Raw genomic sequence first — 18639 nt, forward strand, 5'->3', positions numbered from 1 at the left:
TTTTATGCAGACAGGCGGGCCTTACCGGACTTTCACCCGGTTCAGCTCATACATCGCCATATTAACGGCAGACGCCAGATTCAGGGATTCAATGGCGCCGGCGCCGGGGATGGTGAACCGCCCGGCGCCCAGCCTGTTCAGCGCTTCGGCAGGTACACCGCGGGCTTCATTGCCGAACAGGTAACAGTCATGGTTCTGGAAATCAGGGCTGGTGAGGGGCTCACCGCCGATGTCCAGGCAGGCAGTACGAGAGTAACGACTGGCCAGGGTGTCCAGGCTTACTTCGGTTTCCACCGCCACATGGAAAATGGCACCCATACTTGAGCGCACGACTTTCGGGTTCCAGGGATCAACGCTGCCGGGGCTGAGCAGGCAGCGAAAGCCGCCGAACCAGGCAAGGGTGCGCAGAATGGTGCCAAGGTTGCCGGGGTCCTGCACCTCATGAAGATAAACAGCCTTTTCATCAGCTGGGGAGGCAGTGTTGCCAGCAGGGGGCAGAGGCGCGACTGCCAGGATGCCTTGCGGAGTTCTGGTGTCCGACAGTTGTGCCATCTGCCGGTCGCCGATCAGGTGCCGGGTCCAGGTGCTGGGCCAGTCCTGGTAAGCACTGGTGACAAACAGCTGGGCCTGTTGCCAGTGGGGGTTGGCTGCCGCTGCCTTTTCCAGCTCCAGCACCAGATGCTCCCCTTCCACCAGAAAGTGCCCAAGGGACTGGCGGTATTTCTTCTGATGCAGTTTTTTGACGTCATCCAGTTTCACGATCTGGCTTCCGCCGGAATTTCCAGGCCAGCTTCGAGGTCCGCCAGGATCGCTCTGGCCACCGCCTCCGCCACCTTTATACCGTCCACGCCTGCTGACAGGATGCCGCCGGCATACCCTGCGCCTTCACCTGCCGGATACAGGCCACGGGTGTTCAGGCTTTGCAGGCTTTCACGGTCGCGGGTAATGCGGACCGGGGAAGATGTCCGGGTTTCAACTCCGGTCAGCAGGGCATCCGGCCGATCAAAACCCCGGATCTGTCGGCCAAAGGCGGGCAGGGCCTCGCGGATGGCTTTGATGGCGTAATCCGGCAGGGAGGGCGCGAGATCGCCCAGCCGTATGCCGGGTTTGTAGGAGGGTTCCACTTCGCCCAGCTTCTCCGACGGCTTGCCCGCAATAAAGTCCCCCACCAGTTGCGCCGGGGCACAGTAGTCGCTGCCACCCAGAACATAGGCTTTTGCTTCCAGTTCTTCCTGCAATTCCACGCCTGCCAGTGGGTCGCCCGGGAAGTCCTGCTCCGGCTCAATATTCACCACTATGCCGGAGTTGGCATTGCGCTCATTGCGGGAGTACTGGCTCATGCCGTTGGTCACCACCCGGCCAGGTTCGGAAGTCGCGGCTACCACAGTGCCGCCCGGGCACATGCAGAAGCTGTACACAGCCCGGCCATTGCTGGCGTGATGCACCAGCTTGTAGTCAGCCGCGCCCAGGGCCGGATGGCCGGCGTATTTGCCCAGCCGGGCATGGTCGATCAGGCTTTGGGGGTGCTCGATCCGGAATCCGATGGCGAACGGTTTGGCTTCGAGGAAAACGCCGCGCCGGTGCAACATGCGGAAACTGTCCCGTGCACTGTGGCCCAGGGCCATGACCACATGGCGGCTCATCAGCTGCTCGCCACTGGCCAGTTCCACGCCACGAACCTCGCCGGCCTCCAGCAGCAGGTCGGTGACCTTGTGCTCGAAGCGGATTTCGCCTCCCAGACTGATGATTTCTTCCCGCATGCGGGACACCACGCCGGTCAGGCGGAAGGTGCCGATATGTGGCTTGCTGACGAACAGGATTTCTTCCGGAGCGCCGGCTTTGACGAATTCCGCCATGACCTTGCGGCCGTAAAACTTCGGGTCCTTGATCTGACTGTAGAGCTTGCCATCCGAGAACAGACCGGCGCCGCCCTCACCGAACTGGACATTGGATTCCGGCGACAGGGTTTTTTTGCGCCACAGGGCCCAGGTGTCTTTGGTGCGCCGCCGCACATCCTTGCCCCGCTCCAGCACAATCGGCCGGAATCCCATCTGGGCAAGCAGCAGGGCTGCGAATAACCCGCAGGGCCCCAGCCCAACAACGATCGGGCGCTCCAGCAGGCCGGCAGGCGCCTGGGCTACGGGGTGATAGGAAGTATCCGGCGCCGGGCGCACATGGGCGTCATCGGAAAACCGTCCCAACACCGCTGCTTCGTCCTGCACGGCCAGGTCGACGATGTAGACGAACTTGATTTCACTGTTCTTTTTCCGGGCGTCGTAGCTGCGTTTGAAGACGGTGAAGTGCAGCAGCTCAGCATCGCGGAGTTGCAGCCGCTGCAGGATAGCAGCCCGCAGGGCTTCCTCCGGGTGGTCAAGGGGTAATGCCAGTTCGGTAACGCGAATCATGATATTTCCTGGCTGCGGGATGATATCCGGCAGGTTGCGGCTGGAAAAGTGGGCTCATTGTACTGCCGCACAGGGGGCTTGTCAGTTGCCAGGCCGTTTTTGCGATAGCCCATGTGGCGGCGTACACTACGGCCTTTCCCGCAGTGAACAGAAGACACCTCCATGGCCCGTTCCAAAAGCAGTAACCGCTGGCTCGAAGAGCACGTCAACGACCCCTTTGTGAAGCAGGCACAGCTGGACGGCTACCGTTCCCGTGCCAGTTACAAGCTGCTGGAGATCAACGACAAGGATCGCCTGATCCAGCCCAATGCGCTGGTCGTGGATCTGGGTTCTGCACCTGGGGGCTGGTCCCAGGTGGCCGCGAAACTGGTGGGCAACAAGGGGCGCGTGGTGGCGTCGGATATCCTTCCCATGGATTCTGTCGCCGGAGTCGAGTTCATCCAGGGGGATTTCACCGAGCAGGAGGTCTTTGACCAGATCATGGCCACGCTGGATGGCGCACTCGCCGACGCTGTTATCTCCGACATGTCCCCCAACATCAGTGGCGTGAATGCGGCTGATCAGGCCGCGTCCATGTACCTGGTAGAGCTGGCGCTGGACATGGCCAGCCAGGTCCTCAAGCCGAAAGGCAGTTTTGTAGCCAAGGTGTTCCACGGCGAAGGCTATGACGAGTATGTCAAAGCCGTACGGGAAGTATTCGACAAGGTGGTGGTGCGCAAGCCGGATTCCTCCAGAGCGCGTTCCCGTGAGGTGTATCTGGTGGGCAAGGGGTTTCGGGGGGGCTGAGGATCGCGGCCGGTGGGCGTTGCGACCCCAAGCGGGCTATTCGGTATACGTCAAGGCATTCCTCGAACGTACTTTGCTCTCATAGAGCGCTGCATCAGCCCGACGCATCACGTCATCATATCTGTTATCGGACTCACGGAACTGTGCCACACCAAGACTGATGGTTGCCTGTACCCTCGCATCCTCCCGCCTGAAACATGCCGCTTCAATGGATTGTCGGATTCTTTCCGCAAGGGCTTTCGTCTCCCGTGTAGTTACGCCATTCAGCAGGATTGCAAATTCTTCGCCGCCAAGCCTGTAAGCATGGTCGTAAGCCCTTAGCTGGCTATTGACCAGTGTTGAGGATTCCCTGAGAACCTCATCTCCCATGGCGTGACCATAGCGATCATTAATACGTTTAAAATAATCAAAGTCGTACACCACGAGAACACCGTTCACACCGGAGCGCGTGAATTTGGCGTAGCGCGCTTTTAAATCCCGGTTGAACTGTCTCCGGTTGAACAAACGGGTCAGCGGATCGGTCACTGACTCCGCTCTCAATCGTTGCTCCAGTCGTTTTTGCCAGGTGACATCGCGCATTACTCCAAGCACCCTGTGATAAGGCTCCTGGTTAATTGTCTCCTCAATCCAGCGAATGTTCCCATCGGGTTGCTGAATCCGGTAAGTTATCCGTTCACCGGACCGGCCTTCCAGGTTGCTCCGAAAAGCATCCAGGTGCTCTTTATCCTCTGGCACACAGAGTTCCGAAATCGCCCGGAATGACGGTGTAATGGTTTCCGGGACACCAAGGATCCGCGGAATCATGGCCGACCAGGTCAACTGGTTCTGTCTTTGATCGACTTCCCACCAACCCAGGCCTCCGACATCCTGAGCTCTTGCCAACCGGGCATTGGCCAATTCAAGAGCTTCTTTCATCGTCCGAAGTGCAACCCGATCGGAATCGTCGCGAATGATCCCAATGGCGTAGCCGGCTCCAGCAATCTCAACCCGGTTTATCATGATGTCGACGGGGAAAATGCTGCCGTCCTCGCGCTGGCCGTTTAATTTCATTCCCGATCCCATAGGCCGGGACTTGGGTTGATCGAAAAATCCTTCGACGTATTGCTGATGCTTGAGTTTAGCCGGATGCGGAACCAGGCTGCTCAGCGGTTTTCCTTCCAGCTTTCCCAGGGTTGTGTCGAACATTTCGGCCGCCTTCGGATTGACAACGACGATCATCTGTTCCCGAGAGATCAGGATGGCAGCATCCGGAATGAGATTAATCATCGAGCTTACGTCGTCAAACGTCATCTTTTTCCTTTGGTGCAAAATCCCAGGTTTTGATAGCTGATTTTAATGTGAAGCAAAGTGTCGAGGCCGCCGAGAAAAAAAGATCAACTGATTCATGATCAAAATGTTTTCCGGATCAGTTACAAGCATCCTCAATGGGCCAGGTAAAGAAATTTTCATCGTTGCCTCTAAAGGCATCCGCCAATTTCTGAATGTAGACTTTCCTGCTCAATTGGATACCTTCCATCAGTAGATTTCCTTAATCTCCGTCGGAGTCTGTTAACCAATCCCTGTGTTCGCGAACATATCTAAAGTATGTCAGAGGCTTACTGGATGGGATAGCTGAAAGACAATAAACAGAATGCATCTTTTGTTGCAATGAACCTGCACCGCTTTCAGACTGAATTTTCAGCATGATATCTTCGGCCGCGGGCCATCCGAGTCTGACGTCAACTCCAATAAAGAATCGACGACATGGAACATCGGATCTGGTTAGGGGGTGTTCGCAATGGGGGCGAGGGCAGTTCGTTAATTACCGTGCAACTACTGACTCAGGAGAATCCATGAACACCCCGCGCAGCTATTCAGGCATATCGACCCTCAATCACTGGATCACAGCCCTACTGGTAATCGCCATGCTGGTACTCGGATTCGTGGCCGCCTATGCTCCCAGCGAGAATACCGGAGACTATATCCTTGGCGTACACGTCGCCCTGGGCTTTTTCGTTTTCTGGTTCATCCTCTGGCGAATGGTCTGGCGGCTCCATGAGGGCTTTCCGCCCAATCAGGGGCGCACACGATTTGAATACCTGGCAGCTTACTGGATGCACAGGCTGATCCTGCTGGCCCTTGTCTTCCAGGTAATCACCGGACCTCTGTACATTTTCACCGAAGGCGAGGCCATCAATGTCTTCGGCTGGTTCAGTGTTTCTCTGCCGCTGAAATCGCTGGAGGTGCTGCATGAACCGGCCGAATCCGTCCACATTATCCTGGGCGTTTACCTGTTGCCTGCCATGATCGGGCTACACTTTCTGGGGGCGGCCAGACATTATCTGACAAAGCGTCAGGAAACCCCTGCGGACCTGTCCTGAGTATCTGTCGCACCCTTAGCGCTAGCGCTCACTCTGGTGTCCGGGTTGCGTGAACCACTGGACTGAAAATCAGACGGCAACATGACGTATACTCCTCCACAAATTTTTCGTGGAGCTGGGTAATGGCGTTTCTTGTTTTTGTGACCGTGCTCTGGGCGTTTTCTTTCAGTCTGATCGGTGAATTCCTGGCGGGGCAGGTGGATAGTGACTTCGCAGTCCTCAGCCGCGTGGTGCTGGCGGGGGTGGCTTTCCTGCCGCTGACCCGGTGGCGTGGCGTCCGGAATGAACTCAAGCTGGGAGTGACGGTCGTCGGCGCCCTTCAGTTCGGCATAACCTATCTGTGCCTTTACAGGTCCTTCAGCTACCTGAGCGTGCCGGAAGTCCTGCTGTTCACCATTTTTACGCCGCTGTACATCACCCTGATTGACGACCTCCTGAAGGGACGGTTCTCGCCCGTGGCCCTGGCGGCGGCGGCGCTTGCGACCCTGGGGGCGGGTATCATCCGGTATGATGGATTAAGCACCGATTTTCTCACCGGTTTCCTGCTCCTGCAGGTCGCGAACCTGACCTTTGCCGCTGGACAGATTGGTTACAAACATCTGATTCAGAGCTACCCGACGGATATTCCTCTGTACCGGTTCTTCGGCTACTTTTACGTGGGTGCTCTGCTGATCGCCTTGCCATCGTTCCTGGCTTTTGGCGATGTTGAACGGCTACCTGCCACCGGGCTCCAGTGGGGCGTACTGGCCTGGCTGGGGCTGGCGGCGTCGGGGCTGGGGCTGTTTCTCTGGAACCGCGGAGCTTGTCTGGTTGATGCCGGCACCCTGGCGGTGATGAACAATGTCCTGGTACCGGCCGGTTTACTGGTGAATCTGCTGATCTGGAACCAGGGGGCGGACATTGCTCGGTTGCTCCTCGGTGGAGCTGTGATCCTGTTGTCGCTCTGGCTGAACGCCCGGTTCTCGCGCTACGCGGTCTGGGCCAGAGCGCCGGGGCTGTAGGATCGGTTTACGGGGGGAAAGGGTGTCTGGTTCTGCGCTTCCAATGGTTGGAGGGCCTGATCAAAAAGGATGGGTAATCACCCCGTAGTTAAAAGGAGAGTAAAATGGTCAGTTACTCAGAAAAAGTCAGGGAAATATGGCAGCCGCCTGAGCCTGAAACAGTGACGCCGGATTACAGAAACCTGGTGCGGTACGCGACCCTGGCGGCATCCAGCCACAACACCCAGCCCTGGATCTTCAGGCTGGAAAAGCATCGGATCCGGATTCTTCCAGATCTGTCACGGCGTTGTCCCGCTGTAGATCCCGATGACCACCACCTCTATGTAAGCCTGGGCTGTGCCGCCGAGAATCTGTTGCTGGCAGCGGAAGCGGCGGGGCTAAAGGGCCACTGCTCCTACGACGCCTCGACCTCGGGTGTTCAAATTGACTTTGAGGAAGCGCCCCCTTTTCGATCACCTTTGTTTGAAGCCATTTCCCGCAGGCAGTGTAGTCGGGTGAAATACGATGGTTCGCAAATCTCCACCGAGCAGTTGCAGCAGCTGGAGGAAGCGGGGCAGGGCGACGGTGTCTCCATCATGTTGTTCACTGCTGATGACCAAAAAGAGCAGATAGCCCGATATGTCGCTGAAGGTAACTCCGCCCAATTTCGGGACAATGCCTGGGCCCGGGAGCTTGAATCCTGGATTCGGTTTAACGGGCGAGAGGCCGTCGCTAGCGGTGACGGTCTGTATGGACCGGTCATGGGCAGCCCCGATGTGCCCCGGTGGCTTGGGTTGTTGGCGATGCGCTTCGGCTTCTCCGCGAAAAAGCAGAACCAGAAAGACTACCGGAACATCCGGAGCTCATCCGCCATTGCCATACTGGTTTCCGATATTGACGACAAACCCCATTGGATTGAGGCAGGCCGCTGCTATGAGCGACTCGCCCTGACGGCAACTGTGCTGGACTTAAAGACCGCCTTTATTAACCAGCCGGTTGAGGTGGCACCCTTACGCGCGGAGTTCGCCCGTTTTCTGGGCATCGGGAATCGGCGGCCGGATCTCATCGTGAGAATCGGTCGTGGGCCTGAAGCGCCACGATCCTTGCGTCGCCCGGTGGATGAGGTCTTGAGGACAAACTGATGCCCTGGATCACGTTATTTACCCAGTTGCTCCTGCCTTTCCTGCTATTGGGCTGGCTCGGTATCTTTCCGGCTGCTGCGATCAGGCAATGATCTTCTCGGCCCGTAGCCGATCACGGTGTGCGGACGATGCACGTTCCAGGCGAAGCCCTGATGCTCGGCGGTTTCGAGCAGCACATCTTCCAGCGGGTAATAGAAGTCGCCAGGGACACGGGGCTCGGATTCACGGAACGGCGTCTCGGTGCGCCCGCTCCCACAAGGTCTGCGCTTTCCTCGACTATCTGTTCGAATCATTAGGCCACCTACCGCCCTGGGATCGTTGGCGTGAGGAAATACAACCCAGGGGCTTCGAGGCGCATAACGGACCACTCGGTTAGTGGGCCTTTAACTGAATTTGTAGGACCACCGGCTGTCGTCAGAGGTTTCCGTATAGCTCGGCCCCAGTTAATGACGCAGTTTTCGGGAAGGTTGCAGTTCGCGATTTTCTGAGTGTGCGAGCTGATCTGGCCCGGCTCGAGAGCCGGGCCAGAGTAGGAGAGCTTACTGGATGGGCCCGAATAGCTGAGGCTGGCCCCAGCCCGCCAGTGTGGCGTTGGACTGTTCAAAGTATCTGGTCCAGAAGTCTTGCATGTTCTGCATGGCGGTCTGGCTGAGATAACCCTGATTTCCGGAAATTCCGGCCCCGACCACATTCACCGTTGCATTACCCATATTGCTTAACAGGTTTGCCTTCTTGGTCGTACTGAGCGTCGTATCAATGTCCAGGTTGTTGATTCCGCCATTGCCATAGAAAGAAACGACAGCAGAATTCTCCATCATGTCTGACGCGAGCAGAACAGCTTTCCTGGGCGACTGGGATGCGCTGATGACGCCTTGCCCAAAGTTGACCAATGAGCCCATCAGCTCGGTCTTGGGCAAGTCTGTGCTCGCCTCCTCAAAGGCTGTCTTCAGTACCTGATCCACTTTCCCGCGAACAAACGCCTTCTGGCGCTCCATGCACTGATCAAACTTTCTGAGAGCTGTTTTGCCGGTGTTAAACCGGTCCTCTTCACTCAAGGTGTGATCAAGCTTCCCAGTCAGTGGCATTTGTGAATAACGGCCTTCAGCGTAAGCACTGAATGTCAAAACGGTGATTCGGTCTCCCGGCCGCAGATACTCATGCACCTTGTTGTGAACGTGGCGCTTGAGATCCAGATTGAATATGAGGGTTTGGTCGATCACCACAAACAGCTCGCGCTCAGCTTGCTTCATTTCTGCGCTACCACCCAGCATGCCATAACATGTTGGGAAGTCGTCCCGGCTGGCGCTGTGGGCGGCCGAAGCCGCCCCCGCAATCAGGCAGGCCGTCAAAGCTTTCGCAATGACGGATCTGATTTCTTTTGTCATTTGCTGGCCACCTCCATCATGCGCAGAGCCTCTTCCTCGGAAACTTCCTGCTTCTGCGCAGCCTGCTTCTTCTCTCGCTGTTTGATCAGCAGATCGACTGTACGCTGGCGGTCCCAGCCCAACTTGTCCATCCACTGCTGGATATCCTCTTCTGCCAGATCCTGGTCATTGGTAGCGAGTTCTGGCGCTGCAGCAGGGGTTTCTGGCTGTGTTGGCGAAGCAGAAGACCTGGCTTGGTCAGAATGTGCTTCTGCCAGTTTCGCATTGCGTTCACGCCGCTCGACGGAAGACTCGACATCGTAGGAGCCTTTGTCCTGGTTATCCTTCCGGGCGTAGGCGAGGAAGGTGCGTCCGTTACCCTCTCCGAGCGTCTTTAGTAAACCTTTGTCGGTTGCCGTCTTGCTAAGCCTCTCGGCCATCTTTGCCTGAAGCTTGGTCAGGCTTCGCTGTGCAACCTGGGAGATGAAGTTGCGCTTGCGCTCGTGATACGCCTCGAATTCATCGCGATTTTTAAACTTGTGGCTGAAGTCGTATGCCGTTTCAGCTTCTTTGCCAGCAAATCCTGTTTTGTAACCGATCAGCACACCGAGGATTTGCAGAAAGGCAAAGATGACTGCCAGCACGATAAAGGTCGCCCAGCCGCCTTTGAGGTTCGCGTCCATGAGCTGATCGGCAACTGCAGTATCGGCTTCCTTCTGGCTCTCCTGCAGTTCCTGCGGGAACGCGCTTTGTGCGTATGGATCAGCTGAGTTGATCGGGCCAGTTGCTGCCGCGATGTCGGCTTTGTGAACTTCGATTGTTTCGGCTTGAAGCACTTGGCCGCGGACATAAGTGGCACCAACGCCTACCAGAATGACAAAGATCGCGGTGCAGACAGTTATCTTGAACGATGGTTTAACCGAGGCATTGGTATCGACACGACTGAGGATTCTGCGCCAGGCGGGATCCTGGTCGTCTTTGGTGTCATGCTCAAGCGATACCTCCTGGTTCGGGTGCATGGGGTCTTTGGTGTCAGTTTGGGACCACCAGGTACGCACTTTGTTGACGAGGCTGTTCTTGTGCAACTCGTGACCGGTATTGTGGGTCAGGGCGACAAGCAGACCGGAGATCAACAAAGCAATACCGATAGCTCCCTGCTGTTGCAGTGACTCACTGGCTCCAGGGATGGTGAAGCCCGCCAGCACGTAGGAGAACCCCATCGCTTCGATGAAGACCATGATGCAGATGGCTACCCACCCGAAAACGCCGAGTTTTTTACGACCAAGCTCTTCGACTTTTCGAAGATAGCTTTTACAGTTATCGTAAAGCTTGGGGCTCTGGTCCACATCAGTGAAGTAGGGCCGAAACTCGCCGCAAAGGTCCTTCTCGGAATGAAACCAGCCGGACTCGTCACGGCCCGGGTTCTTTGTCAGTCGAGCGATCTTCCCGATAAAGGGCAGGTTCATCCGGATGCGAAGAACGAAGAATGACACTTCCTGCCAGAACTTTCGTACGAGCAAGACAGCAACCAGCGTCAGGACAATCGCACCAAGGATGATGCGGTATTCATTGATGGCACTCAGGAGACTATCCATTGTGAATTCCTTTCGTGTGTTTTTGTGGTCAGTAAGAATCAGTTAGCGGAGACGCTGGAGCGTGACATTCTGTTCGTAAATGCCCTCGCCCTGGGCGTAGTAGAGGACGCCAGCTTTAGCGGTTTTACTGCCAGTGTTGGGCATCACTACATCCATGCATTCCATCGGGTCTTCCGGGGTGAAGTAGGTGCGCAGGAGAAGGCCACTCTGGCCGGGATAAGACTCTATGTGAGGCTGAGCCACAAAATCTGCGGTTTTGTCATTTCCAATGTCCTCGTAGACACGAACAGTTGGCCGGCCCTCCGGGGAGCCAGACGCCCGCATGACGCGCAGATCCTGATAGGCAACCATGTGGCCATTGACTGTGTCGTGCCATACATTGCCATTCAGACCGGGCCAGTAGTCCGACATATCCAGATCAGCCACATTCAGCTTCTGGCCGGTGGCCAGATTCTGAATGCTGCCCGTCACACGAGGTGCGTCCATATAGCAGGGCGATAGTTCTGCTGGCCCGCCAGCCACTGCTTCTGAAAACAGAGAAAAACTGATGCCACCTGAATCAGTGTTGGTGTCGCCGGTAGCCTGAGCGATCTGGCTGAAGTCGGAGGACGCCGGTTTGCCACCGAAATCTACCAGAGCTTTTACAGCAGGTGCCGGTTTCGCCTTTTTTGTCTGTTCGGCAACAATGGGCTCTGGTTTTGGCGTGTCCTTGACGCGCTTGCGGATTGCGTCCTTCTCGCTCGCTGTGCGGTTGGAGTGGGCTAGGTACTTGCTGTCGTTCTGACGTTGCAGATTGTAGGCCGCCAGCGACTTCTCAGAGTCGATTTCGACGATCTCCACCCGCCGGTTTGCTGAGCGTCCGGTTTTGGTATCATTGGTGGCAATCGGCTGCGATTCGCCTGCGCCCTGGAAATAAATCTGGTCAGAGGGAACGCCGACTTCTTCGAACAGTCTTGCGACAGTGCGCGCGCGGCTCTCGGATAAGGTTTGATTGAACGCATCCGATCCGCTTGCATCGGAATGACCAATCACAAGAAGTTTCTGCGGATTGTCTCCGCGGTAGACCGAGGCAATCGCCATGAGATCCTGTTTGGCTTTTGTCTTCAGCTTATCCGAGCCAACTTTAAACATTCCGCCATCATTAATTGCCATTTCCAGCGCGTTTTTCTTGCTGGAGTTAAAGGTTTTTACCTGCTGGCTTTCCAGAGAGATGCCTCGCTCCTGGGCCAGCTTGCGGAGCTTTTCCTGACGTTTGTCATAGAGGTCACCCAGAACAAGTCCGCCAATCAGGCCAGCGGCAATGCACGTTGGTTCGCCATCGCAGGCCAGAGCGCCGATAGCCGCACCGCTGACTGCGCCAAGGATCTTGCCTCCGTGCTGGTCCATCGTCGCACAACCTGACACGAGCACTGTAGATCCAAGTGCAACAGCCAGCGCGAGATTTGATCGATTCATTAGTCTCATCTTCCTTCGGTGTTTTTTTTGATGATTGGTCTGCGATGATTTGAACGCTATTAATTGGGCTGCGCATTAAATATACGTCATGTGATTTAAATGCAACTGCTGCGCAAGATTTCACATTTTTTAACGCAAATGAATGATTATTAAGCTCATAAAGGTGGACGTTCAGGTATTTTTTTGGGCTTTTTGGTTTTATGGCGCCGTCGCTATATACATACCTTCGCCTCTTTGGGAGTAGGCCGAATGACATTCTGGATTGGGGTTCAATGACTCAGTGTGGTTGCCGTCATGAACCCCAGGCTGAAATGGTGACGGAGTTAACGAGGAAGCTCTGTAGCAAAAATGGTCTTTGGTGGAATTGGACACGGGCAGGCATAGCTGACTGTCAGTCATGGATAGCCCGCCAGCCGCTAATGATCATTTAAATCAGCCACTTGAGGTGTGACTGCATGACCGGATTGGTCATTGCGCCGCGCTTCACGTAATTCATGATGATCGCAACAATTGGCGAGCACCCGATACAGGGCGTGATTTTAAGGACGGGCGCAAAGATCAGAAGCTCGGTTTCGAAGAGACGGTTCTGAAAGTGTGGGACGTACCCTGGACACAATTTGGACACAGGAAATAAAAAGGATCTGCGCTCAGGTCGGCCGTGGTTGGAGACCTGACAAAAGAGGATGGACTCAGATCGCCCTGTGGGCGATCTTCGGGGCTTTGCCCCGCCTTCGCTTTGCTGCGGCGCCCAAATCGCGTTCGTGATTTGTCGAACCTCTGACCTCTGCCTCCGGAGAGCGCCGCTACTACCCGATAGCAAGTGGTCTTAATGGACCAAAAACCCGCATGATCAATTACTTGCTCCAAAAACTATTGATGTAAAAACCCCAATATATCAGTATCTTGACAGATTTAGGCCGATTTGGGGCACAAGACTGATAGGAGCTGGATGTGCGGAAAGCGGACATTTGATCGGTGCCCCAAACCGGTTTTTGCCGTTGGTCCTCTGTATTTTACGCTCCCTGGTTCGTCTGCAACTGTTAGGTAACGAGTGTCCGGAAATCGGACAACGATGAGGTCGTTGGTCTCTTTCAATTGTTTCCGTGAGTTAACGGTAGAGCCGGTTCACCGGAATTCCCCGGCGGACGTTTTGATGCCAGTGGATCGTCCTGTGTAAAAGTAGCCGCCGGGTGATACCGAGCTCAGTATTATGTGGATGCACAGAGTCGCTGACGGAATAAGTTGAGCTTCAAAGCCGACTTAGAAGTCTCCTCGTCCTTGCTCAAGAGGGGACAGATCCGCGGGTGTCTCCTGGCGCTTTGTCAGGTAGTGTCTGGCCGCTCCCAGAAAATGAAGACCTATGATAATGGGCAACACGTAGCTACCCAGGTAGATATGCACGATTTCAGCTGGCTCGTGCAGTACCCCGAGCGATTCCAGTGGCAGAGAAACACTGAACCAGCCAAAGACATCCATGGCCTCGCCTTCCGTGAAAATATACAGAGGTCCGGTGATCACCTGGAAAACAAGGGCCAGAAGGATCAGCCTGTGTATCCAGTAAGCTGCCAGGTGCTCAAATCGTGTGCGCCCCTGATTGGGCGGAAAGCCTTCATGGAGCCGCCAGACCACCCGCCAGAGGATGAACCAGAAAACGAAGAATCCCAAGGCGATGTGTACGCCCATGATGTAGCTCCCTGCGTTTTCGGTAGGTGCGTAGCCGGCCACGAAACCCAGCACGAGCATGGCGATAACCAACAGGGCGGTGATCCAGTGATTGAGAGTTGAGATGCCTGAGTAGCTGCGCGGTGCGTTCATCCTTTCTCCTTACTGAGTAGCTGGGTAGCTGCCGGCCACCCCGTAGTCGTTGATATTCGTATGGTCTTCCATCAATAAACGTCTTCCAGGTAGCGCCCCTCCGCTCTGAGTGTTTCCACATCCACCGGTAAGGGCTTTAGAATCTCTTCAATGACCTGCTTTACCCCCTCGGCCATATCCCGGCCGCCACAGACCAGAATCTGAGCTCCGGTCCTGACCATCTGGCGCACGGCGATCTCATCCTGCCTGAGCTTGTCCTGAACATAAGCGCGCTCATCAGATCGAGAGAAAGCGGTATTCAGCCCGGTCAGCCGATTGTCTTCAAGGTAGCGCCCCAGCTCCGGTTGATACAGAAAATCCGATTGCGAATTGCGTCCGCCCCAATAAAGGTACATCGGGTTACCTTTGGTATTTTTCCGGATAAACCCGGTCAATGGGCCAATTCCGGCACCGGCCCCGATCAGAATGACCGGGGTGTTACCGGTTGCTGGTCGAAAGTCGGGATTGTGGCGGAGAAAACCATCAATACGGTCGCCCGGCTTCAGATCATGCAAATAGCCGGAGCAGATACCACCAGGTTTTTTGCGGACGCATATCTCCAGCACACCGTCCGCAGACGAGGACGCCAGAGAATAGAATCGCGCGGCCTGCCCCTGAGGAGGTATAACACCAAGAAGATCGCCAGCTTCGAACGAGGGCAGAGCCTTGCGGGCCCGGGGGAGAAACTTCGGCCACCCGCGCTGCTCGGCCGCCTCGAAACGAAGAATACTGGTAGGCGCCTGCACCGCGAGACCGTAATCCGCCCGTTCCACAAGCTCCAGTTTTACCGTGCGCGGCGGTAACGGATCGTAGATCAACGAAAACGGAGTCCCGATAAGCTCACTGATCTTGTCGCCCCACTCGCTGAATTGCGACGCGCAACACCGATTAATCAGTTCAACGCTATGCAAACGGCTCAGCCCTTTGCTGGCGAGCGCCGCATCCACATCCAGTGCAAACTGACAGAAGTTCGGAAACTGCCTGTCGCCAAAACCCAACACAGCATATTTCAGAGCTTTCTCCTCCCTGAACTCACTGAGCCTGGCGATAAATCGCCGGGCCGATGCCGGCGCATCGCCGTCACCATAGGTCGAGGTCAGTACAAAAAGCATGGATGCCTGTGGGTAATGGTCCGCCAGGGCGTTCATCTCGCTGCAATGCACCCGAAGACCGATCTGATTCAGGCTGGCATGGAGCGCGCGGGCAAACCCCCAGGTGGTATTGCCTTCTGAACCGACGAGGATTACGGCCTCAGCCTGAGAGACGTTAGCATTGTCCGGCAACTGCTCCAGCGCCCGACGACGCCGCCACCAGATTGTTATTCCTGTTACCGAGAGCACTGGTACGGTCAGCGCAGTCGCTCCCAGAATCAGGCCCAGCCACCATAGCCCCTCGCCGGTGTGCAAACTGACGATCCACTGCTGGATCACGCCATCCTCTGAGCGCGGCTGGTACTTCAGCAGCTCCCCGGTTGCCTGATCAACAAACCCGAAACCGCCGCGGGTTGTCAGGGAATAGATATCCTGGGGGTCATCAGGATAGGGAAACACCAGTTCCCGCAGTTCAGTGAGATCAACTTTCGAGAGGGCGTCCAGTGTGGCCACCGGCGCCGGTTGGCCGCCGGTGACCTCAGCGGGAAATGCTGGCCCGATTTCGGAAACTCCCGGCAGCAAGCCAAACCGCTGCGCGGACATATAACTGCCGGTCAATGCCAGCAGCAGCAATCCCAGAACAGCAAACCGTGCCAGTTCGGCATGGATGCGTTTGCCGCCGGAACCGGGTAACGGCCGTAGTAATGCTGTCCAGCTACCGGTTTGACGGACCAGCAGAAAAATTCCGGAAATACAGAGAAGCAGCATGACTGCGGCCATCACCCCAGCCAGCATCCGGCCTGTGTCATCCAGCAGAAAGGAGCGGTGCAGATCCCTGACCCAGGTGAATAACGCCGATGGTTCGTAGGGTGCAATGCCTTCCCCGGTCAGGGGGTTGACCAGATCGGCTCCGGGCTGGCCGTTCCGGCTGTAATATACGATTACTCCACCGGAAGGGCCGCGTACAATCTGTTCGGTTCCCGGGTAATGATCCACCACACGCCCTGCCAGCTCTGCCACGCTCACTTCGCCGACGGGCGGGATTACCGCTGACGCTCTGTCCATGGCGGGCGCCAGGGCCAGAACCGCTCCGGTGACGGCAAGTAACATCAGGAACAAGGCCGCAAGCAGACCCGGTAAACCGTGCAATTGTCGTAACATCACCTTGGCTCCTGCCAGTCCCTCAGAAATCGTACCGGAAGGAGCGAACATAGCCGCGGCCGGTGACCGGTTTGCCGGCACCTTCGCTGGTCAGTGGTACCGCGATGTCCGCCCGATTATCCCGTATATCCTCAACGGCGGTGTCGATACGGATCTCGTGGCCGCTGTCAATCAGGGCATCATCCAGGTCAAGAGTGATTTTCAGGGTTCGCCCGCTGGTTATGCTGGCTCCGGTCAGGCCATCGTACTCCGCCGGGTCCAGCCTGCTGCCACGGGCCCAGCCGGTCAGGTGCTTGTAGTATTTGGATTTCTTGCCTGCGACCCAGAGCGTACCCTGGTATCTGCCGGAAGCGTCCGTGAGGTAAAGCGCCAGATAGGCGCCATCGCCGCCATAGTTGAGCAATTCGGTCGTGAAGGTTACTTCACGGGCCTGGGCAAGCGCGGGCAAGGCAACGGCTATTGCCAGGCCCAGAGCAAAAAAGAGCTTTTTCATACAGTCTCTCCGGTAAAAACGTGAACCGCGAAAAAGTAGACAGAAAGAAACGCCGGATTATTCAACCGTTACGCTGGGGCGACCCTTTACGATGCCATTGCTGGGAGCCGGCCTTTGGCCATTGGCCTCAGCACCTTTTTGTCTCTGATTTCCATAACGGTTATCGTCGTCCTCATCATCGTCATCGTCTTCTTCCCGCTCCAGTTCCATCAATTTCAGGGAGGCCGGTGCATAGGACGCCTCTGCCCGAAACCCTTCCGGGGCGAGACCTTTCACCTCATAACAACCGTCATCCACCTTGATGCGGTACACCGTCCAGCCTTCAGCTTCCAGTTTCTGGCGCAGGTTTTCCCGGGGCTGCCAGTTGGCCACCGGATCATCACAGTCATCGTCAGCCAGCAGCGGAGTGCCCACCAACAATAAAGAGAGGCTCAAAATCACGGGTTTGGTCTTCATGAAATGTCTCCTGTTGAATCCACAATGACCACTTTATGAGGTTTTCCTGACACTGGCCTGAACGGGGCCGGTCTGGATTACTGAGGATCAGCGGAACTGGAATTCCTCTTTGTGGAATCGCCGCAAGCGGAAGGGCGCTGACCACAACCCCTGTTGGATGGTCCGTCCCAGCCCTGCCGGGCCGCAAAACCATACTTCCGCGCCTGCGGCAGAACGCCCGTCGGTAGCCAGCTTTTCTGGTGAGAGCTTCTCGCCCTTGCTGCTGTCGTGAACCTGCAGATTGATGCGGTCAAAGCGCGAGCAAAGCTTCCGTAGTCGTTCCACTATGGGATCCTGGCTGGCATTTCGGGCGCAGTAGTGAAGGTCTGCCTCCGGCGCGGTCACTGTGCTGGGATCAATTGCCTCAAGCCAGGCCAGGAACGGTGTCACACCGATGCCACCAGCAATCCAGATCTGATGGAACTTACGGTTTCGTCGGTCGAAATCAAAACAGCCGTAAGGCCCTTCAATCTTCACGGTCTGCCCCATGTTGATCTTGTCACTGAGATTACGGGTGAAGTCTCCGAGCGATTTAATGAGGAATGTGACAGTGCCATTTCCCTGGTCAGCACTGGCAATGGTAAACGGGTGGGCGCCTTCGACGGTGTTAAAGGTTACAAACGCAAATTGCCCTGCACGGTGTCCGGGCCATGCCGGCCCCAAATCGCAGGTAACCTCGGTGACATCCCGGGCCAGGGTGCTGATACCGGTGATCGTGCCGCGAACCTGACGACGACGGCCAACTCTGCCGCCCAGGGAAAGCCCGCTGGCGATGCTGCCTCCCAGCAGCAGAATGGCCATCAGCATACCAATCGGCTGCTGCCACCACTGCAGCGGAGCGAGCCAGGCCGCATGGAAAGCAAGCAACAGGTAAAGCACGGGCATCAACCGGTGCAGATAGCGCCAGTATTTGTAGGGGAACTTGCGCCACAGGGTAATCAGCAACATGGCGAACAACAGATAAATGGCGAGCTCGCCAATGTCTTCGGCGGCGTCGCGCATCATCTCTATAAACCCGGAATAATGGGGCTCGTGCTGCTCCCCCGCTTCGCCGAAAACCGACTCGATAACATCATCACCCATTTCAATCAGCCAATGAGCAGCAGCAAATACCACCGTCAGGATACCGGTCCATTTATGGGTGTGATAGATCTTGTCCAGTCCGCCCATCGGCCTTTCCAACCAGGCCGGGCGCAATGCCAGCATCATGGTCAGCGACATCAACGCGATGGCTAACCACCCGCTCAGTAACAGGCTCTGTTCATAGACCGCCCAGGGCGAACCGGCCCCTGGACCTGCGGCGAGACTCCAGCTCCAGAGGCCCACAACCAGCACAATGAAAGGTAAAATTATCCGGATCATGACATCTCCTCCGACCAGATCCTGAAATACTTGGGGCCAGACTAGCGTCCGAACCTGACAGCCAGCTGAAGGTCGGTGAGGTGCCAGGGCAAGGTT

Annotated in this window: 16 protein-coding genes; 5 read left to right on the forward strand and 11 right to left on the reverse strand. The window is 56.3% G+C overall.

Going from position 1 to position 18639, the window contains the following annotated elements; genetic code table 11:
- Positions 1-21 precede the first annotated feature (21 nt).
- Together LG327_RS06540 and LG327_RS06545 are read right to left on the reverse strand one after the other, a co-directional pair.
- Positions 22-759 carry a TrmH family RNA methyltransferase gene (locus LG327_RS06540; RefSeq protein ID WP_404367447.1) on the reverse strand — a complete coding sequence of 246 codons (738 nt, stop codon included), beginning with the start codon at positions 757-759 and terminating at the stop codon, positions 22-24.
- On the reverse strand, positions 756-2405 hold the full coding sequence (locus LG327_RS06545) for an NAD(P)/FAD-dependent oxidoreductase (RefSeq protein WP_404367450.1): 1650 nt from the start codon (positions 2403-2405) through the stop codon (positions 756-758). Before LG327_RS06545 ends, LG327_RS06540 begins: the two co-directional genes overlap by 4 nt.
- 162 nt (positions 2406-2567) lie before the next feature.
- Between LG327_RS06545 and rlmE the strand changes: the two genes are divergently transcribed.
- The gene (gene rlmE / locus LG327_RS06550) at positions 2568-3191 is read left to right on the forward strand and encodes a 23S rRNA (uridine(2552)-2'-O)-methyltransferase RlmE (RefSeq protein ID WP_404367453.1); all 624 of its coding nucleotides are present in this window, start codon (positions 2568-2570) and stop codon (positions 3189-3191) included.
- A gap of 36 nt (positions 3192-3227) precedes the next feature.
- On the opposite strand, the gene LG327_RS06555 is transcribed toward rlmE, so the two are convergent.
- On the reverse strand, positions 3228-4481 hold the full coding sequence (locus LG327_RS06555; RefSeq protein ID WP_404367456.1) for a diguanylate cyclase: 1254 nt from the start codon (positions 4479-4481) through the stop codon (positions 3228-3230).
- A gap of 542 nt (positions 4482-5023) precedes the next feature.
- Between LG327_RS06555 and LG327_RS06560 the strand changes: the two genes are divergently transcribed.
- The 4 genes from LG327_RS06560 to LG327_RS06575 all read left to right on the forward strand — a co-directional run bounded on the left by LG327_RS06560 (position 5024) and on the right by LG327_RS06575 (position 7969).
- Positions 5024-5551: a cytochrome b/b6 domain-containing protein gene (locus tag LG327_RS06560; protein ID WP_404367459.1), complete on the forward strand. Its 528-nt coding sequence runs from the start codon at positions 5024-5026 to the stop codon at positions 5549-5551.
- 122 nt (positions 5552-5673) lie between these two features.
- A complete protein-coding gene (locus tag LG327_RS06565; RefSeq protein ID WP_404367462.1) occupies positions 5674-6552 on the forward strand; it encodes a carboxylate/amino acid/amine transporter in 879 nt (292 codons plus the stop codon).
- Positions 6553-6656: 104 nt separating this feature from the next.
- Positions 6657-7673 carry an Acg family FMN-binding oxidoreductase gene (locus LG327_RS06570; RefSeq protein WP_404367465.1) on the forward strand — a complete coding sequence of 339 codons (1017 nt, stop codon included), beginning with the start codon at positions 6657-6659 and terminating at the stop codon, positions 7671-7673.
- A 128-nt stretch (positions 7674-7801) separates the two neighbouring features.
- Positions 7802-7969 (forward strand): hypothetical protein, encoded by a 168-nt coding sequence (locus LG327_RS06575; RefSeq protein WP_404367468.1) that lies wholly within the window; start codon positions 7802-7804, stop codon positions 7967-7969.
- A 243-nt stretch (positions 7970-8212) separates the two neighbouring features.
- Here LG327_RS06575 and LG327_RS06580 read toward each other — a convergent pair whose 3' ends face one another.
- The 8 genes from LG327_RS06580 to LG327_RS06615 all read right to left on the reverse strand — a co-directional run bounded on the left by LG327_RS06580 (position 8213) and on the right by LG327_RS06615 (position 18543).
- The gene (locus tag LG327_RS06580) at positions 8213-9058 is read right to left on the reverse strand and encodes a hypothetical protein (protein ID WP_404367471.1); all 846 of its coding nucleotides are present in this window, start codon (positions 9056-9058) and stop codon (positions 8213-8215) included.
- Entirely contained in the window at positions 9055-10632 is a 1578-nt protein-coding gene (locus LG327_RS06585) for a hypothetical protein (protein WP_404367473.1), read from the reverse strand. Before LG327_RS06585 ends, LG327_RS06580 begins: the two co-directional genes overlap by 4 nt.
- Before the next feature lie 42 nt (positions 10633-10674).
- Entirely contained in the window at positions 10675-12087 is a 1413-nt protein-coding gene (locus LG327_RS06590; RefSeq protein WP_404367476.1) for an OmpA family protein, read from the reverse strand.
- A 1260-nt stretch (positions 12088-13347) separates the two neighbouring features.
- Complete coding sequence (locus LG327_RS06595) at positions 13348-13902, reverse strand: cytochrome b/b6 domain-containing protein (protein WP_404367479.1); 555 nt, start codon at positions 13900-13902, stop codon at positions 13348-13350.
- A gap of 71 nt (positions 13903-13973) precedes the next feature.
- Positions 13974-16193 carry a PepSY domain-containing protein gene (locus tag LG327_RS06600; protein ID WP_404367482.1) on the reverse strand — a complete coding sequence of 740 codons (2220 nt, stop codon included), beginning with the start codon at positions 16191-16193 and terminating at the stop codon, positions 13974-13976.
- 22 nt (positions 16194-16215) lie between these two features.
- Complete coding sequence (locus tag LG327_RS06605; RefSeq protein ID WP_404367485.1) at positions 16216-16686, reverse strand: DUF2271 domain-containing protein; 471 nt, start codon at positions 16684-16686, stop codon at positions 16216-16218.
- A gap of 57 nt (positions 16687-16743) precedes the next feature.
- A complete protein-coding gene (locus tag LG327_RS06610; RefSeq protein WP_404367488.1) occupies positions 16744-17142 on the reverse strand; it encodes a PepSY domain-containing protein in 399 nt (132 codons plus the stop codon).
- An 87-nt stretch (positions 17143-17229) separates the two neighbouring features.
- Positions 17230-18543: a ferric reductase-like transmembrane domain-containing protein gene (locus LG327_RS06615; protein ID WP_404367491.1), complete on the reverse strand. Its 1314-nt coding sequence runs from the start codon at positions 18541-18543 to the stop codon at positions 17230-17232.
- Positions 18544-18639: the final 96 nt, after the last annotated feature.

This window comes from Marinobacter sp. (genome assembly GCF_044799475.1).
In the GTDB taxonomy this organism is placed as follows: domain Bacteria; phylum Pseudomonadota; class Gammaproteobacteria; order Pseudomonadales; family Oleiphilaceae; genus Marinobacter.

What these genes read in the sequence shown, in the direction of transcription:
- LG327_RS06545 (WP_404367450.1), bottom strand. Translation starts at nt 2,405, where the DNA reads ATGATTCGCGTTACCGAACTGGCATTACCCCTTGACCACCCGGAGGAA.
- LG327_RS06560 (WP_404367459.1), top strand. Translation starts at nt 5,024, where the DNA reads ATGAACACCCCGCGCAGCTATTCAGGCATATCGACCCTCAATCACTGG.
- LG327_RS06570 (WP_404367465.1), top strand. Translation starts at nt 6,657, where the DNA reads ATGGTCAGTTACTCAGAAAAAGTCAGGGAAATATGGCAGCCGCCTGAG.
- LG327_RS06580 (WP_404367471.1), bottom strand. Translation starts at nt 9,058, where the DNA reads ATGACAAAAGAAATCAGATCCGTCATTGCGAAAGCTTTGACGGCCTGC.
- LG327_RS06615 (WP_404367491.1), bottom strand. Translation starts at nt 18,543, where the DNA reads ATGATCCGGATAATTTTACCTTTCATTGTGCTGGTTGTGGGCCTCTGG.
- LG327_RS06600 (WP_404367482.1), bottom strand. Translation starts at nt 16,193, where the DNA reads ATGTTACGACAATTGCACGGTTTACCGGGTCTGCTTGCGGCCTTGTTC.
- LG327_RS06610 (WP_404367488.1), bottom strand. Translation starts at nt 17,142, where the DNA reads ATGAAGACCAAACCCGTGATTTTGAGCCTCTCTTTATTGTTGGTGGGC.
- rlmE (WP_404367453.1), top strand. Translation starts at nt 2,568, where the DNA reads ATGGCCCGTTCCAAAAGCAGTAACCGCTGGCTCGAAGAGCACGTCAAC.
- LG327_RS06590 (WP_404367476.1), bottom strand. Translation starts at nt 12,087, where the DNA reads ATGAATCGATCAAATCTCGCGCTGGCTGTTGCACTTGGATCTACAGTG.
- LG327_RS06605 (WP_404367485.1), bottom strand. Translation starts at nt 16,686, where the DNA reads ATGAAAAAGCTCTTTTTTGCTCTGGGCCTGGCAATAGCCGTTGCCTTG.
- LG327_RS06575 (WP_404367468.1), top strand. Translation starts at nt 7,802, where the DNA reads ATGCACGTTCCAGGCGAAGCCCTGATGCTCGGCGGTTTCGAGCAGCAC.
- LG327_RS06565 (WP_404367462.1), top strand. Translation starts at nt 5,674, where the DNA reads ATGGCGTTTCTTGTTTTTGTGACCGTGCTCTGGGCGTTTTCTTTCAGT.
- LG327_RS06595 (WP_404367479.1), bottom strand. Translation starts at nt 13,902, where the DNA reads ATGAACGCACCGCGCAGCTACTCAGGCATCTCAACTCTCAATCACTGG.
- LG327_RS06555 (WP_404367456.1), bottom strand. Translation starts at nt 4,481, where the DNA reads ATGACGTTTGACGACGTAAGCTCGATGATTAATCTCATTCCGGATGCT.
- LG327_RS06585 (WP_404367473.1), bottom strand. Translation starts at nt 10,632, where the DNA reads ATGGATAGTCTCCTGAGTGCCATCAATGAATACCGCATCATCCTTGGT.